The following is a 14,841-nucleotide window of genomic DNA, read 5'->3' on the forward strand; positions in this document are numbered from 1 at the left end:
GGGAGGAAATACTGCCGTCGACGATCAACTCATACAGGGATCTGGTGGTTTGGAGAGCCTCGGTCGAGCTGGCAGTGGACTGCTATTCTGCCACCAAGGTGTTTCCGACAAGCGAAGCTTACGGAATGACGTCGCAGATCAGACGATCAGCCACGTCCATCGCAGCGAACATCGCGGAGGGACATGGTCGAGAGAGCACAGGTTCGTTCGTCCTGTTCCTAAGAGTAGCCCAAGGCTCACTTAAAGAGCTGGAAACACATCTGATCTTGAGCAGCCGAGTTGGACTGATGCGGGATTCTGAGACCAGGAAGTTACTCGAACAAGCTGACGAGATTGGCAGGATGGTTCGTTCCATGATCAGGAGCCTGCAGCAAAAATCATGACGAATATTTCCTATTCGCTATTCGCTATTCGCTATTCGCTCACCTGCAGGGCCCTCTGACATGCTCCTCGGTCGCACCGCCAACGGCCTCTACTGGATGAACCGCTACATCGAGCGGACCGAAAACATGGCGAGGCTGATCGATGCCGGTCTGCGCATCGCGCTGACCCGCAGCCAGGACGCCTCGGAGGAATGGAAATCGGTGCTGCTTTCGGCGGGAGCCGCAACCTCCTTTGCCGACAAGCACAGCGACTATACATCCGAAAACGTTGCCGACTTCCTGTTGCGCGACATGTCGAACCCGTCGAGCGCGGTGGCGGCGATCGAGACCGCGCGCAACAATGCCCGCATGGTGCGCACCGCGCTGACCCGGGAAACCTGGGAGAGCATCAACGAAGCCTGGATGTCGCTGAAGCGCGTGCTGGCCAGCCCGATCGACCAGCGCGAATTGCCCGGCGTGCTCGACGCCATCAAGCGCGAAACAGCGCTGATCCGCGGCTCGTTCTACGGGACCATGCTGCGTAACGAGATTTTCGATTTTGCCCAGCTCGGCACCTATGTTGAACGCGCCGACAACACGGCGCGCATCCTCGACGTCAAATATTACGTGCTTCTGCCGTCGGTCTCCTGGGTGGGGTCGTCGCTCGACAACTACCAGTGGGAGTCGATCCTGCGGTCGGTGGCGGCACACCGGTCCTACCGCTGGGTCTACGAGGCCGAATACAAGCCGACCAATATCGCCGAGTACCTGATCCTCAACGTGCGCATGCCGCGTTCGCTGACCTTCAGCTATCGCTTCCTGGCCGAACATCTCAAATTTCTCGGCGAGGATTATGGCGCTCGGCACCCGGCGCAGGAGATCGCAGAGCGGACCTATGCCAAGCTGCGCGGCACCGAGATCAAGGACATCTTCGAAGCCGGCCTGCACGAATTCCTGGCTGATTTCATCACCGACAATAACCGGTTGGGCGACCAGGTCGCCCAGGATTTCGGCTTCTACTGAGGCGACAATCATATGCGGCTCAAGGTTACACACCGCACGGAATACAACTATGACGAGCCGATCCGCTATGGCTTGCAGCGGTTGCGGCTGTGGCCGGTCAGCGGGCCGGCGCAGACCGTGCTGACCTGGTCGCTGCGCGTCGAGGGTGCGCGCGAGGAGGTGCGCTTCCTCGACCAGTTCGGCAACGACACGCGGCTTCTCAGCATTGACAGCGACCCACATACGATCAGCGTGGTGGCCGAAGGCGAGGTCGAGACCAACGATGTGGCGGGCGTGTCCGGGCCGCACCGCGGTTTCGCGCCGCTGTGGCTTTTCCAGCATGAGACGCCGCTGACGGCGCCGGGCGCGTCTATCCGCCAACTCGTCGCCGGCATGGGCGAGGGCGGCGGACTGGAGCGGCTGCACGCGCTGATGGCGACGATCCGGGACCGCATCGCCTACGTGACCGGTACCACCGATACCCGAACGACCGCCGAACAGGCGCTGGAAAAAGGCACCGGCGTCTGCCAGGACCATGCCCATGTGTTTGCCGCCTGCGCCCGGCTGACGGGTTTCCCGGCACGCTATGTCAGCGGCTACCTGATGATGGACGACACGGTGGAGCAGGTGGCGAGCCACGCCTGGGCGGAAGCCTTTGTCGAGGGGCTCGGCTGGGTCGGCTTCGACGCCGCCAACGGCATTTCGCCCGACGAGCGCTATGTGCGCGTCGCGGTGGGCCGGGATTATCGCGAGGCGATGCCGATTTCGGGCATCCTGATCGGTCGGGCGCAGGAACGGCTTGCAGTCCACATCACTGTAGAGCAGTAATCCGGCGAGCAAGCGGACCGGAATCGATGACTTACTGCGTTGGCCTGAAGATTGATCGCGGACTGGTGTTCATGTCGGACACGCGCACCAATGCCGGGGTCGACAGTATTTCGACCTTTCGCAAGATGCGTATCTGGGAGCAGCCGGGCGAGCGCGTGGTCGTGCTGATGTCGGCCGGCAACCTCGCCACGACGCAAGCCGTGGTCAGCCTCCTCGACGAGCGGACCAAGGCTGTGGCCGATCGGGCGCCTACGCTGCTCGAAGCACCTTCGATGTTCCAGATCGCGCGGCTGGTCGGCGACACGGTCAAGGAAGTGATCTCGCAGTCGGCTCCCGCCGGACAGACGGCGGATTCGGCGTTCAACGCCTCGTTCATCCTCGGTGGCCAGATCAAGGGCAGCGAACCCAGGCTGTTCATGATCTATCCGGAAGGCAATTTCATCGAATGCAGCGACGACACGCCGTTCTTCCAGATCGGCGAGACCAAATATGGCAAGCCGATCATCGTGCGCGCCTATGACCGCAAGATGAGCTTTGCCGAAACGGTGAAGCTTTTGATGGTGTCGTTCGATTCGACGCTGAAATCGAACCTTTCGGTCGGCCTGCCGCTTGATCTCGCCTTTTATGAAAAGGACAGCCTGAAGATCGGCCTGAAAAGGCGGATCGGCGCTGACGATCCCTATTACAGGAGTGTTTCCGAAGGCTGGTCGGATGCGCTGAAAACAGCGTTCCAGAGCCTGCCTGATTTCATCGAGTAGTCGGCCAGGGCCCTAATTCACGTCGGAGGACGACCATGGACAACAACGCGTTTCGCCATTGGTCGGTGAAGGCGGCCGAATGGGGCGTTGACTACCGCACCGGGCTACGTGACCGACCGGTGCGGCCGGATATCAAACCGGGCAGCATTTTCGGCGCGGTCGCGGCCAGTGCGCCCGAACAAGCCGAGCCGATGGAGGATATCTTCGCCGATTTCGAGGCGACCATCGTGCCCGGCATGACGCACTGGCAGCATCCGCGCTTCTTCGCCTATTTCCCGGCCAACGCTGCGCCCGTGTCGGTGGTGGCGGAATATCTGGTCAGCGCCATGGCAGCCCAGTGCATGCTCTGGCAAACCTCGCCGGCAGCGACCGAGCTCGAGACCCGCGTGGTGGACTGGATGCGCCAGGCGCTTGGCCTGCCTGACGGTTTCACCGGCGTGATCCAGGATTCCGCGTCGCAGGCCACGCTCGCCGCCGTGCTGACGATGCGCGAACGCGCGCTGGCCTGGCAGGGCAACAAGGCAGGGCTTTCCGGCCAGCCCAGGCTGCGTATCTACAGTTCCGATCAGGTGCACACGTCGATCGATCGCGCCATTTGGGTCTCGGGCGTCGGCGAGGACAATCTCGTGCGCATTCCGACGGCAGGGCCCAACCGCGCCATGGCGACGGAGGCACTCGAACGGGCGATTGTCGAAGACCGCGCCGCTGGCTTTCTGCCGGCTGGCATCATTGCCTGCGTTGGTGGCACCAGTGTCGGCGGCACCGACGACATTGCCGCCGTCGCCAGGATTGCCGAGCGTGAAGGCCTCTACCTGCATGTCGACGCCGCCTGGGCCGGCTCGGCAATGATCTGCCCCGAGTTCCGCCACTATTGGACCGGGGTGGAGGGCGCCGATTCGATCGTCTTCAATCCGCATAAATGGCTGGGGGCACAGTTCGACTGCTCGATCCAGTTCATCCGCGACCCTGAAAGCCTGGTCAGGACGCTCGCCATTCGCCCCGATTATCTCAAGACGCACGGCCACGACGGCATCATCAACTATTCCGAATGGTCGGTGCCGCTCGGCCGGCGGTTCCGGGCGCTGAAGCTGTGGTTCCTGCTGCGTGCGCATGGGCTTGAAGGCCTGCGGACGATGATCCGCAACCATGTCGCGTGGAGCGAGAAGCTGGCCGAACGGCTGCGGCGCGAGCCCGGTTTCGAGATCAGCAGCGAGCCGATGCTGTCGCTGTTTTCGTTCCGCCACGTTGCAGCCGGTGTAGCCGATCTCGACCGGCACAATCTCGACCTTGTCGAGCGCATCAACCGCGACGGCCGCATCTACCTGACGCAGACACGCCTCGACGGACGCGCGGTGATCCGCTTCCAGGCAGGGCAATTCGAGGCGACGGAGGCCGACGTCGACCACGCATTCGAAGTGATCACCGAGATCGCCCGCGCCGGCTGAGGGCGGCCGGCGATCGGGGAAGGTGCTTCGCCTTTGCTTTCGAAGCGCCTTTTCAGTGCTTTCGTTTTCCCCTATCGTCCGTCAAAACGAAATGAGGGGAATGCCGAAATGTATCTTTCGCCGCGCCAGTCGGAAATCATCCAGCTTGCCAAGGACAATGGGCGCGTGCTGGTCGACGACCTGGCGGCACATTTCCAGGTCACGCCGCAGACCATCCGCAAGGATCTCAACGACCTCTGCGACCAGCGCCTGCTGAGCCGGATTCATGGCGGGGCGCTGTTCCCCTCGGGCATCGAGAACCTGGAATACGAGGCGCGGCGCAAGATCGCGGCCGACGAGAAGGATGCCATCGGCCAGGCGGCGGCGCGCATCATTCCCGACAACGCCTCGCTGTTCGTCAATATCGGCACCACCACCGAAGCCGTCGGAAAGGCGCTGCTCGACCATAAGGGACTGATGGTCATCACCAATAACATCAATGTTGCCAACAGGATGCGGGTATATCCTGACATGGAGGTGGTGATCGCTGGCGGGGTGGTGCGCGGCTCGGACGGCGGCATCGTCGGCGAGGCGGCGGTCGATTTCATTCGCCAGTTCAAGGTCGACTATGCGGTCATCGGCGCCTCGGCGATCGACCATGACGGCGCGCTTTTGGACTTCGATTTTCGCGAGGTGAAGGTGGCGCAGGCGATCATCGCCAATGCCCGTCATGTCATCCTGGTGTCGGACCGGACGAAGTTCGAGCGCACGGCGCCGGTGCGTATTGCGCACCTGTCGCAAATGGACACTTTCATCACCGACCACTGCGACATTCCGAGCATTCGCAAGATTTGCGCGGAATCCGATGTCCAGCTCGTCGAAACGAAAAAACCCGCGCCCTTGTGAGCGCGGGTTCCGTTATGATGCTACGCCTCGGTCAGTAAGGCGAATAGCATTGCTGGCGCGGCCCGTTGTAGGGCTGGAACGTGTTGTCCGAGGCCCGGTAGGACCGGTAACGGTCGTAGCACCACTGCACATGCGAATTGCCGTAGCGGCTCGGCTGGACGTAGCGCGGCTGCGGCTGGTTGGCGATCGCGCCGCCGATGATCGCACCGGCGATGAATGCGCCGGCCGGGAACCAGAAGTCGTTGTGACGACGATAGCCGGGGCGGTAGTCACGGTAGCCGCGATGGCCGTTGAAATAGACCGCGTCGCCACGGTCCCTGTAGAAACCGCGACGCGGCGTGCGGAAATGGCTGGCACTGTCGCTGCGTTCGACGCGCATGGCGCGACGCTTCTTCCAGTAGTTGTCATACTGGACCTGCTGGATGGCAGTGTCGGCCTGCGGCGCCTTGGGATAGTAGGCGGGTGCGGCGGCAACCGGCACGATTGACGCAATCGCAAACGATGCGGCAATGGCCGTTGCCATCAAGCCTGACATAACTTTCTTCATGATGGTCTCCTCGTAGTGTGGCGTCCGCTTGTAGAGGTAAACGGCGCCAACGGGCAAATGTTCCTCGGCCGACACTTGGCAGCCAATAGTGCGAGCTGTCAGCCTTTCACGTGGAAATAATGGCCGGCGGTTCGTTTTGTGCCGCGACTGGCGAATATCGGCGCGGAATCATGCTTGCCGGCCTGCAATCGCTCTGTAGCCATCCGGGTGTGTGTGGTACCTTGCCTGTGCGGCTTTGAGGAGGCGCGGAGAGCGAGAGGGGGTCCGGCATGATGCTGGACAACCGCATTGAGCGCGACATAGACGCTTGTTACGAAGCGGTGTTTGACCCTGCGAGGTGGACGGACACGCTGCACGGACTTGCGCGCTCATTGAACGCCGCCTGCATGATGTTCTACCCCAGCAATCCGGACGCACGCGCCAACGACCCTCGCAACCCGGCCCGCGATTTCACGGAAATGCCGAGTTCCCGCGACTATGGCGACTTGCTGTCCGAATACATCAAGAACCGCTGGTATCTCGGGCATTACCGGGCCGAGCGCGGCATGCCGCTGCTGCGTGCAGGACGCACTGTCGTTACGGAACACGACCTTGCCACGGACGACGAACGTCGACGACTGCGCCACTACAACGAACTCTACATGGCGTTCGGCCTGCCGGGCTTCGCAATGGTGGGGCTCAAGGTGCACGGCGAGCTTTGGGCAGTGCCGATGCTACGTGCCAAGGGGCAGGGGCATTTTACGACGGAGGATTCAAGGATCCTTGCCAGGATCGCTCCGCATTTTCGCCGGATGATATCGCTGTCGGAAACCCTGGCCCTGGCGCAGGGGCGAACGGCGCTGGCGACCCTGGAAGCGCTGTCATGCGCAGCCTTCCTGCTGGATTGCGTCGGCAATGTGCTCAGCCACAACAGCATCGCCGAGCGGGTTCTCGGTGACGGCTTGTATCTTTCCGGGCGCCGGCTCAGGGCGGCCAATCATGCAAGCGAGCTGGAATTGCGCAAGCTGGTTCACCAGGCGATCACCCATCGCCGTCCTTCGAGCCTTGATGCAAGCCACGCCGTGGCAATCCGGCGGGATCCGAAACGGCCGTTGCTCGTGGAGGCGTTGCCGACGGCGGGGATCATCGGGGATGTGTTCCAGTCGACCAGCGCCATCGTCATCGTCAAGAATTTCGAGGATCGCCCGCGGACGACGTCGGATCAGCTTCGGGGCGCATTCAGCCTGACCCCGGCAGAGACGAGGATCGCGGTGCTGCTGGCTACTGGTGCCGGGCCAGGAACGATCGCTGAAAGCCTCCATCTCTCCAAGGAGACAGTGCGCGCGCACATGAAGATGATCTTCGCCAAGACCGGAACGCACCGGCAGGGGGAACTGGTGGCGCTGACGGCCAACATGGCAGGTACCTTGCCGATGACGTAACCCATTTGGGTGTTTCGGGTCCCGTCAAGGTGACGGATTCTCATGAGCCTTCACAGGAGGATCCCATGAGCAAGAGCATCATCGGACTGTCTGCCTTGGTGGTTGCGCTGATCCCTCTCGTTGGCTGGGCGGAGGAGCTCCCCAAGGATGCCGTGCCGCTGACCGCTTCGGAGGTCCGCGAACTCTATTCGGGCAAGTCGGCCAACTGGAGCAGGAGCCGTGCCTACTTCGCGCCGGACAGCACCTTTCTCATGCATGGCAAGGACAAGAGCTGGTTTGGAGAGGGCAAATGGACCGTCAACGGCAACGAGGTATGCGGCAAACTCAAGCGGACATCGGTCAAGGACGGAAAGTCCAATACTGGTGGGGACTGCTGGGCCTGGTATCGGGTCGGCAAGAAATACATGACATTCTGGAGCGGCGAAAAAGACAAGAAATACGGCTATTATGACTCCGAGCTCAAGAAGATGAGCGCCGGCGACAAGGTCTCCAGGACCGTTGCCGAACTGAAGAAAAAATCCGGAAGCTGACGCGCAACCGACATCACCGAGGATCGCCTCTTGGGCCAGGCCGGCCCGAGAGGCCGTTCCATGTGCTGCGTAGGAGTGGAGCCTGTGGGCGCGTTTCTTGCCAGATTGTCTGCGGTTCTCGCCGTCTCGACGAGCCCCGCACATGCCACCAATGTGGACACAGCCATCGTTTTCGCCGTCGACGTGTCCGCGTCCATCGACGCAGCGACGGCGGACATGCAGCGCCAGGGCCATGCAGACGCCCTGATGGCGCCCGAGGTCATTGCGGCGATCGCAAGAGGCACCTTCGGGTGCATCGCCATCACCTATTTCGAATGGGCCGGGCCGGGACACGTCCGCACCGTGCTTCCGTGGACGTCGATCTGCAACCCCGGTGATGCACAGGCTGCCGCGACAATCATCAGTCGCGACGGCGACAGCGGCCGAGGCTGCCTCAGGAATTGCAGCACCTCGATTTCGTTTGCCATCGACCTAAGCCGCATGCTTTTCGAGCAGTATTCCGGGCATGCCGGGAGAAGGGTCATAGACATCTCCGCCAACGGCACCAACAATGACGGCCTTCCTGTTGCACTCAGCAGGTTGCGGGCGATCAGGAATGGCTACACGATCAATGCCATCGCCATGCCCGCCTTCACGCGTGGCGTGGCAAGGGACCTCACCGACTATTTTGCGGAAAATGTCATCGGCGGGCCCGGCGCCTTCGTGGTCAGCCCCGACTCCGTCGGTGACTACGCCGACGCCCTTCGGCGCAAACTCGTGGTCGAGATCAGTTGGTCGATGCCCGACAGATCAACACGCTGAGGTGCGAGGCAGAGCCCAACAACGAGGCGGAACCGCACAGGCGGTGCATGCTTCGATCAAGCGGGCGGAGGGCTACAGCAATGCCAGGTCGAAGATTGGTGAGCGCGCAGGGATTCGAACCCTGGACCTACTGATTAAAAGTTCGTCGGCGTTTATGTAAAAACAATGGGTTACGGGTCGTCTTTGAACAATTTTGGGTATTTCTCGCACGAATTGAACGCCCGAAATACAGCGGCAGGACGATGGACTTAAGTATCCCCGTGCTCCGAAATGTAGCCGTGACCGACCAGCCAATCGCGGATGATCCGGCGGACCGCTTCTGGCCTGCCAGGCTTGTCCGATTGTGCTAAGGCGAAGGCGTCAATGCCATCGATATCTTGCCGCTCGATACGGACTTTTACCGCCTCCGTATCGACAGGCGGTCGGCCGCGCTTCCTATTTGTTGGGACCATCAATTGACACCATGAATTAATGGGTCCATTTATAGGCGAGCCGAGAAGAGGCGGCAACCTCAATCTCGGCCCTAACCGAAACCATGATCTAGGGGATCAAGGCATGGCTGCCGCGCACAATAGCAAAGACGACCGCCCGAGCAACGTTATCCCGCTGCCGCTCACCAATATCGACCAGCAGCTATCCGAGGCGACCGCGCTTGTGGAGACATTGATTTCCATCGGCGAAAACGCAGAGGATGCAGAATTCCTGCGCTTGCGCAGCTCAACTGTCGCGCTGCTCTATATCCTCACCGACAAACTGAAGTCGGCCGACCGCAGCATTCCAGCCCTATATCCCAGGCGGAGCATGCAATAATGCCGAAGAAGTCACCGCACCCGCACGTCAACTGGCGCGACGGCAAGCCGCGATTCAGCCCTGGACAAGCACTCCGCGTGGCTGGGCACAAAGGCCTCGATTTGCGCCATCCTGATGGACGCTGGTATTCCTTCGGCGAGGCTATCGACTGGTCAAACAACTTCACCAAGACGATCGACAAGCCAAGCCCCTTAGCTAAGTCGGGTGAGCATCCCGCTACCAAGGGCTATGTCTATTTTCTGGGGGTTCGGGATCGGGTCAAGATTGGCTATTCGGCCAATCCAGGACAGCGCCTTATGTCGTTGAAAACTTCTGCCGCTGACCCGGTTCACTTCTTCTTCTCCGTACCCGGTACACGATACGATGAGCGGCGCCTGCACACTGAGCTCGAGTCGCATCGGTCATCTGGCGAATGGTTCAAGCGGTCGCTGACAGTAATTCGCGCGATGCAGCGTCACCTTTCCTCGCACATCGACCGATTGAACTTCGACAGGGATTAACGGACGTCGCTAGGTCGTGTCTCCACCGATCGCAGGATCCTTTGCAGCATGTCGGTCTGCCCGACGAGCTTTTCCTCGATACGGATGACACGTGTGTTCAGGTCGTCGCGGGCGGCCTCTATCCGGTCGACGCGCGTTTCGAGGCGCTTGGCGTCGACCAGCGCCTGTTCCTGCGCCGCCTGGACGCTCGCGGCCCACCAGATGCCGGCGGCGGTCTGCAGGGCGATGGTGACGATCAGCGCCACCGGCACCCGCTTATCAATGTGGAAAGTGCCGCTGGCCGGGTCGATGGCGCTCATTTCCGTTCCGTCCATGTCTTGAGGCCGGCCTTGATGGTATGGCCGCCCATGTAGAAGCCGGCAAACAGCGTCGTCAGCCAGGCCAGCGTGGCCAGGTCGATCGCCGCCGCCATGGTCGAGCCGATCGCGGCATCGGTCGCCGGCACGATGACCAGGCGCCAGCACCACAGGAAGCCGAGGAACCACATCCACGCCGGCCGCCAGGCCCATGACCAGGTCTGTTCCTTGGCCATTTCGGCAAGCTGGATTTCGTTCGAAAGCTGCTGGCTCTTGACGTGCGCGAGCAGCAGCTCGGCCGTCTCGGGCTCGGCCGCCATGATCGCCTCTTCCAGCCGATCCGGTTCCTGCTCGGCAATCTCGGGGATCCGCTCGGCCGGCGCGCCCAGCTTCTCGGCCACGATGTCGATCGCCTTGTCGGCGAGATCTCCGCCGGCGCCGCCGAGCTTGTCCTTGAGCAGCTTCTTGAGGAAGGGCACGGCGAGCTGCGCCGCGCCTTCGAGGATGACGGCCGCGATCGCGCTCATTTCGAAAGCCCCAAGGCGCCGGCCACTGCGGCCAGGGCAAGCACGACGATAGCCGCGAGCACCTTGCCGGCGGTGCCGTTCTTGGGCGCATCCTCATACTTACCGGGTATGGCAATGCTCGGCTGGTGGGTTTTCGGCGCCTGCGGGGTCGCTGGAGCGGTTTTGACGGGATCGACGGGCACCGGAGCCGGCGAGGGCGCTTCCTGCGCGCCGGCGGGCTTGCTCTTGGCTTCGTACCAGGCTTCGAGGGCGAGCGATGCCCACTGGTTGCGGCTGACGTAATGTTTCGCGCCGGCGCGCTCAAAGGCAACCTCGAAGGCTTTCACCTTTGCCGCCAGCCCGATCGCGCCGCGCAAGGCCGGGATCGCGTGCCTTTCCGGGCCTTTGAGCTCGACAAACACATAGGCATAGTTTGCTTCGTCGCTAGCCGGGTCGAGCTTGTTGCGCGCGCAGTAGGCCTCGTAGGCGCGCCGGCGCGGGCCGGTCCACATCGCCCAGCCATAGCCGCCGCGCGAGCCCTTCACAGTCGGGCTGATCTCCTGCAGCTTGGTGAAGCCGTAGCATTCGTGGCCGAAATTGCCGAGGATCGCCGCCACGTCGTCGAGCTGCAGCGGAAAATCCGCCATCAGCTTTGCCATGATGCCGGGCGCCTTGGCCCGAAAGGTGTTCTGTGCCTTGCCCTTGCTCATGTCGATGCCCCTTTGTTGGATTGGGGCCATCGTAGGGTCAGGCAGGAATCGTCAATTGCTAAGGGGTGCTGCCATCGCAATGACGCATGGGCTGTTGAACCAGTGGTTGGAACGATACACTTGGTGTTCCCAGAAGCCGCATTTGGTCAGGAGTTTATAGCCGATACGGTTCTTGTGCCACTTGATGAGGTCTTCTTCCTCAAAGGGGCAGGCAACGATAGCAGCCTTTTTCGCCAGCCTGCGAAGCATGAGGAGAAATTCCTCCGGCTCGTCGACGTGCTCCACGGTGTGGCTACTCATCACGACATCCCATCGCCGAGGGCCGCTGTACGCCTCGGCTTCCCCATGAATCGCGGTGATGTCTGGGAACCCCGTCTCGGCGACTGCTTTGAACATCGGGTCGATGTCAACCCCGACGACAGGATCGAATTTCACCCCCGCGTAGGACTTAGGGTGGTGCATGATTCTGAGCATAGCCAGCCCAGCGCCGGTTCGAGGACCAATGTCCAGCAAAGAATAGACGCCAACTCCCAGGTGCTTGACTGCAAAAGCTGACACGTCTGCGTAAAACGCGACCGACTGAGCGTCCATATGGACCGAATCATTTGTTTCCGCGTCCCGTCTGCGGAATAGATCATGCGGGGCCGGATTGGTCATCTTCGCTCGATTGCCTTTGGTCACACGACGCGGTAGGCGTAGCGTTCAAACCTCATTTTTACAAGGGAATTACTGATGTCGGGTCAGGCAGAGTTGAACGAAATTGAGCAGGTGATGCAGGGCGTTGCCGTTCTTTTTAGCGCCTTCGTTCGAGCTGCCGGGGCAACAGACCCGGAATTTGGCCTGCGCCTTCAGAGGGAAATCAATACGGCCGTTGATCAATTCGATAAGGCCAACCCAGGCAACACTACGGCACTTCAAACCGTGGAATGGGCTCAAACCTTGGCTAAGGTTTCAGACCCATTCTTTGACCAGATGCATCGGCCTCGGAACTAGGCCTTCTTGGTCACAGTTTCTTTCTGAGTGTCGTTGGCGGACTGCGGTGCTGTTGCCGCCGTGAGTGCTTTGCTTAGGGCCACGTTCTCTGCTCGCAGGGCGTCGATTTCAGTCTGAAACGTTGCAATCTGAAACACCATATCGGCGACAATCGCCTTGAGTTTAGCGGTCAAATCCATTGTTAGCTCTCCTATGCTGCAGTGGTGACGGCGGTCCATGCGGTGTTGCCGTCGGTGTTAACGTACATGCGAGTACTCGTGCTGGTGCCGTCGGAGCGGAGGTAGAGCGAGCCCTTGGCTGCAGCCAGTGTCGGCACGCCCGATCCGAAGAACACGCCGAAGTTCGCGGTTGACGAGAGGACGAGGCCCTTGCCGGCCGCGCCGCCAGCAGGGATTGCAGTTTGCCCATGAACTCGGGCGGAACCAACGAGATCGAGCAGGCCGTAAGAACGGAGCGCCATCCAAGTTGCAGGCGTTGCCGTACCATCTGCTGTCGTTCCGAACAGCAGATCGGTTGGCATGTCGTTTGCCCCCGGAGTGAGGGAAATGGCCGCAGTAATGAACGCGCCGGGGATGAAGTTCGTCCCATCGTCGCCGTTGAAGATTATCGAACCCAGGACATCGCCATTTACGACCGCGCCACGGGTGCCGATTGCTGCGCCACGGCTTTTGGCTATGACAAAGCGTCCCTGATTTGCATCGGCCGACCACCGGGTAATGCCGGCAGTGGCGGCAGCCCCCGCACCATGGATTTGGACAGCAGGCGTAAAAGCGCTACCAGCCTCCGAATTGACCTGATATTGCGTCTTGCTTCCGAACACCGCGAGGCCGCTCGCCCCGAGGCGCAAGTTGGCCGTGCGGAGAATATCAGTCGCGATGGTCGCGCTCTCGAAATCGAAAACATCCGTAAGATATCCGCCGAGCTTGGTGTGCGCGAGCACTGCGTTGCCGACGACAGAGCCGCCGTTCTCGCGGTTGATGTAGCCGCCCGGCACGATGGCGTCGGTACGTACGAAATTGCCTGTCCACCACTTGTGCCCATGGATAGACGCAGACAAGACGACACCGAAAGTGCCGGGGTATATCGACGCCGTTGCGCCGTCTTCCGCAGGCAGAACGTCAGGCACAACCTGCAGGCCGACAGAGTACCGCGTGCCACCGACGTCTGACTGAAGGCCGAAATCGCCCCATCGGTTGCCGGCATTGATTTCCTGGCCGATGACCGCGCCAGATGAAAACGTCTGACCGAGCGCGCTGGACGGGCTGTTCGCACCAGACCACATGCCGAACACGGAGCCGCCCGCCAAATTTTGGTGCGTGGCCCATGAAGTGATGCCCGTATCGAATTCGGTCGCGACGGTCGGGGCCGAAATCGTGTACTGGCTCAGCCAGTTGCCATACTGGCCCTTGCCGCCCGTGCGCTTCACATCGGTGTAGATCGGCCCACGTCCGACTGAACCTGTAATTCCCGACTGTCCTGCCGGCTGGTGGGTGCGAAGGATTGCGCCCAGGTACGGCAGCGGCTGGTCAGTGTTCGGTTGAACGGGTGACGCGACAGACTGAATGAAGCGGAAAACGCCAGAGACCTTGACGCGTCCAGGTCCATAGAGCTTTTCGCGGTTAGTGGCAGAGAGGGCGGTTAAGCTGTAGAAGGCCGCCGTCTCCGGCACGTAGATCGTTTTTCCGGCAGCGAAGGCCGCATTAAAAGATGCCGTATCGTCCGCCACGCCGTCTCCGACAGCGCCGAAATCCTTGACGTTGAGGTGATCGGCAAACCGGTTCGAGAGCGATCGGGGTGTCACCGAGCCTGTCGCGATGACCTCATTGACGACGCTGGAATCTACATAGGCCTTGACGCTCTGCTGGCTCGGAACAGAAGTCGGGCTGTCGGATGCCATGTCGTCTTCGTCGAGGACAACAACGAGGCCGAGTTGCGCAGCGGACCTGTTGACCAGCTTTTTCGCGGCAAGGTCCCAGCCGAGCAGTTTTTCGGCTTCGGGTGTCGGAAGCCTGACGTCGCCGTCGAAATCTGGCTGGAACGCCAGGGAACGGTCGGCATCACGCCGCAGCTCTTCGATCACGGTTCCCTGTTTCGACAGCTCTTTTTCCAGTTCGTTGGAGCTGAGAGCGCCGCCCTTGGTCACGGCCGTTTGTCGCTCATGCACCCGCTTGGACTGCAGGACGAAGTTGGTGGTGGCGGGAATGGTCGCGTCGAAGGTCACGGAAAATGTGTCGAAGGCGGCCCCGGTCGACTTCGTGACGGTTGCGTCGAGCGTGACGTCGGAAAAGCGATCCTCGCCGACGGCGCGGGCCAGCACGACAACGTCGGCAACATCGAAGATCTTGAAATCGGACGGGCCGTAAGGGCCGGGCGTCCCGTTGCCGACCAGGAGCGTGGATTCGCGGGTTTCGCGCGGGTAGGGATAGGGGGTCGCAGTCATGCCGGGC

The 14,841-nt window shown here is 61.3% G+C and carries 19 protein-coding genes; 12 read left to right on the top strand and 7 right to left on the bottom strand.

Annotated elements, in window-relative coordinates:
- The first annotated feature begins 11 nt into the window (after positions 1–11).
- From GGQ99_RS04715 to GGQ99_RS04740, 6 genes are all read left to right on the top strand, one after another.
- Entirely contained in the window at positions 12–383 is a 372-nt protein-coding gene (locus GGQ99_RS04715) for a four helix bundle protein (protein ID WP_183262354.1), read from the top strand.
- A gap of 60 nt (positions 384–443) precedes the next feature.
- Positions 444–1,385, top strand: coding sequence for an alpha-E domain-containing protein (locus tag GGQ99_RS04720; RefSeq protein ID WP_108608073.1), 942 nt, complete (start codon positions 444–446; stop codon positions 1,383–1,385).
- A 12-nt stretch (positions 1,386–1,397) separates the two neighbouring features.
- Complete coding sequence (locus GGQ99_RS04725) at positions 1,398–2,192, top strand: transglutaminase family protein (protein ID WP_183261007.1); 795 nt, start codon at positions 1,398–1,400, stop codon at positions 2,190–2,192.
- A 26-nt stretch (positions 2,193–2,218) separates the two neighbouring features.
- Positions 2,219–2,950 (top strand): proteasome-type protease, encoded by a 732-nt coding sequence (locus tag GGQ99_RS04730; protein WP_183261009.1) that lies wholly within the window; start codon positions 2,219–2,221, stop codon positions 2,948–2,950.
- A 35-nt stretch (positions 2,951–2,985) separates the two neighbouring features.
- Positions 2,986–4,395 (top strand): pyridoxal phosphate-dependent decarboxylase family protein, encoded by a 1,410-nt coding sequence (locus GGQ99_RS04735; RefSeq protein WP_183261011.1) that lies wholly within the window; start codon positions 2,986–2,988, stop codon positions 4,393–4,395.
- Positions 4,396–4,503: 108 nt separating this feature from the next.
- Positions 4,504–5,280, top strand: a complete 777-nt coding sequence (locus GGQ99_RS04740) for a DeoR/GlpR family DNA-binding transcription regulator (protein WP_055976737.1) — start codon at positions 4,504–4,506, stop codon at positions 5,278–5,280.
- A gap of 31 nt (positions 5,281–5,311) precedes the next feature.
- On the opposite strand, the gene GGQ99_RS04745 is transcribed toward GGQ99_RS04740, so the two are convergent.
- Positions 5,312–5,827: a BA14K family protein gene (locus GGQ99_RS04745; RefSeq protein ID WP_108609893.1), complete on the bottom strand. Its 516-nt coding sequence runs from the start codon at positions 5,825–5,827 to the stop codon at positions 5,312–5,314.
- Positions 5,828–6,096: 269 nt separating this feature from the next.
- Between GGQ99_RS04745 and GGQ99_RS04750 the strand changes: the two genes are divergently transcribed.
- The 5 genes from GGQ99_RS04750 to GGQ99_RS04770 all read left to right on the top strand — a co-directional run bounded on the left by GGQ99_RS04750 (position 6,097) and on the right by GGQ99_RS04770 (position 9,889).
- Complete coding sequence (locus GGQ99_RS04750) at positions 6,097–7,248, top strand: helix-turn-helix transcriptional regulator (RefSeq protein WP_183261012.1); 1,152 nt, start codon at positions 6,097–6,099, stop codon at positions 7,246–7,248.
- A gap of 65 nt (positions 7,249–7,313) precedes the next feature.
- Positions 7,314–7,778, top strand: coding sequence for a DUF995 domain-containing protein (locus GGQ99_RS04755; RefSeq protein WP_183261014.1), 465 nt, complete (start codon positions 7,314–7,316; stop codon positions 7,776–7,778).
- A gap of 84 nt (positions 7,779–7,862) precedes the next feature.
- Positions 7,863–8,579 carry a DUF1194 domain-containing protein gene (locus tag GGQ99_RS04760; RefSeq protein WP_245439388.1) on the top strand — a complete coding sequence of 239 codons (717 nt, stop codon included), beginning with the start codon at positions 7,863–7,865 and terminating at the stop codon, positions 8,577–8,579.
- A gap of 555 nt (positions 8,580–9,134) precedes the next feature.
- The gene (locus GGQ99_RS04765) at positions 9,135–9,389 is read left to right on the top strand and encodes a hypothetical protein (protein WP_183261016.1); all 255 of its coding nucleotides are present in this window, start codon (positions 9,135–9,137) and stop codon (positions 9,387–9,389) included.
- Positions 9,389–9,889: a GIY-YIG nuclease family protein gene (locus GGQ99_RS04770; protein ID WP_183261018.1), complete on the top strand. Its 501-nt coding sequence runs from the start codon at positions 9,389–9,391 to the stop codon at positions 9,887–9,889. Before GGQ99_RS04765 ends, GGQ99_RS04770 begins: the two co-directional genes overlap by 1 nt.
- Here GGQ99_RS04770 and GGQ99_RS04775 read toward each other — a convergent pair.
- From GGQ99_RS04775 to GGQ99_RS04790, 4 genes are read right to left on the bottom strand one after another with little or no spacing between them, the layout of a single operon-like run.
- Positions 9,886–10,188: a hypothetical protein gene (locus GGQ99_RS04775; protein WP_183261020.1), complete on the bottom strand. Its 303-nt coding sequence runs from the start codon at positions 10,186–10,188 to the stop codon at positions 9,886–9,888. The genes GGQ99_RS04770 and GGQ99_RS04775 overlap by 4 nt on opposite strands.
- A complete protein-coding gene (locus GGQ99_RS04780) occupies positions 10,185–10,712 on the bottom strand; it encodes a 3TM-type holin (protein WP_183261022.1) in 528 nt (175 codons plus the stop codon). Before GGQ99_RS04780 ends, GGQ99_RS04775 begins: the two co-directional genes overlap by 4 nt.
- On the bottom strand, positions 10,709–11,401 hold the full coding sequence (locus GGQ99_RS04785) for a phage tail tip lysozyme (protein WP_183261024.1): 693 nt from the start codon (positions 11,399–11,401) through the stop codon (positions 10,709–10,711). The genes GGQ99_RS04780 and GGQ99_RS04785 overlap by 4 nt, the downstream gene beginning before the upstream one ends.
- 51 nt (positions 11,402–11,452) lie before the next feature.
- Positions 11,453–12,058, bottom strand: coding sequence for a class I SAM-dependent methyltransferase (locus GGQ99_RS04790; protein ID WP_183261026.1), 606 nt, complete (start codon positions 12,056–12,058; stop codon positions 11,453–11,455).
- Positions 12,059–12,133: 75 nt separating this feature from the next.
- On the opposite strand from GGQ99_RS04790, the gene GGQ99_RS04795 reads away from it, so the two are divergent.
- Positions 12,134–12,394, top strand: a complete 261-nt coding sequence (locus GGQ99_RS04795) for a hypothetical protein (RefSeq protein ID WP_183261028.1) — start codon at positions 12,134–12,136, stop codon at positions 12,392–12,394.
- Here the strand turns inward: GGQ99_RS04795 and GGQ99_RS04800 are convergent.
- Complete coding sequence (locus tag GGQ99_RS04800) at positions 12,391–12,573, bottom strand: hypothetical protein (protein WP_183261030.1); 183 nt, start codon at positions 12,571–12,573, stop codon at positions 12,391–12,393. The two genes, GGQ99_RS04795 and GGQ99_RS04800, sit on opposite strands and share 4 nt — an antisense overlap.
- 11 nt (positions 12,574–12,584) lie before the next feature.
- Complete coding sequence (locus GGQ99_RS04805; RefSeq protein ID WP_210307736.1) at positions 12,585–14,834, bottom strand: glycosyl hydrolase family 28-related protein; 2,250 nt, start codon at positions 14,832–14,834, stop codon at positions 12,585–12,587.
- Positions 14,835–14,841 lie beyond the last annotated feature (7 nt).

This window comes from Aminobacter niigataensis, assembly GCF_014200015.1.
GTDB lineage: Bacteria > Pseudomonadota > Alphaproteobacteria > Rhizobiales > Rhizobiaceae > Aminobacter > Aminobacter niigataensis.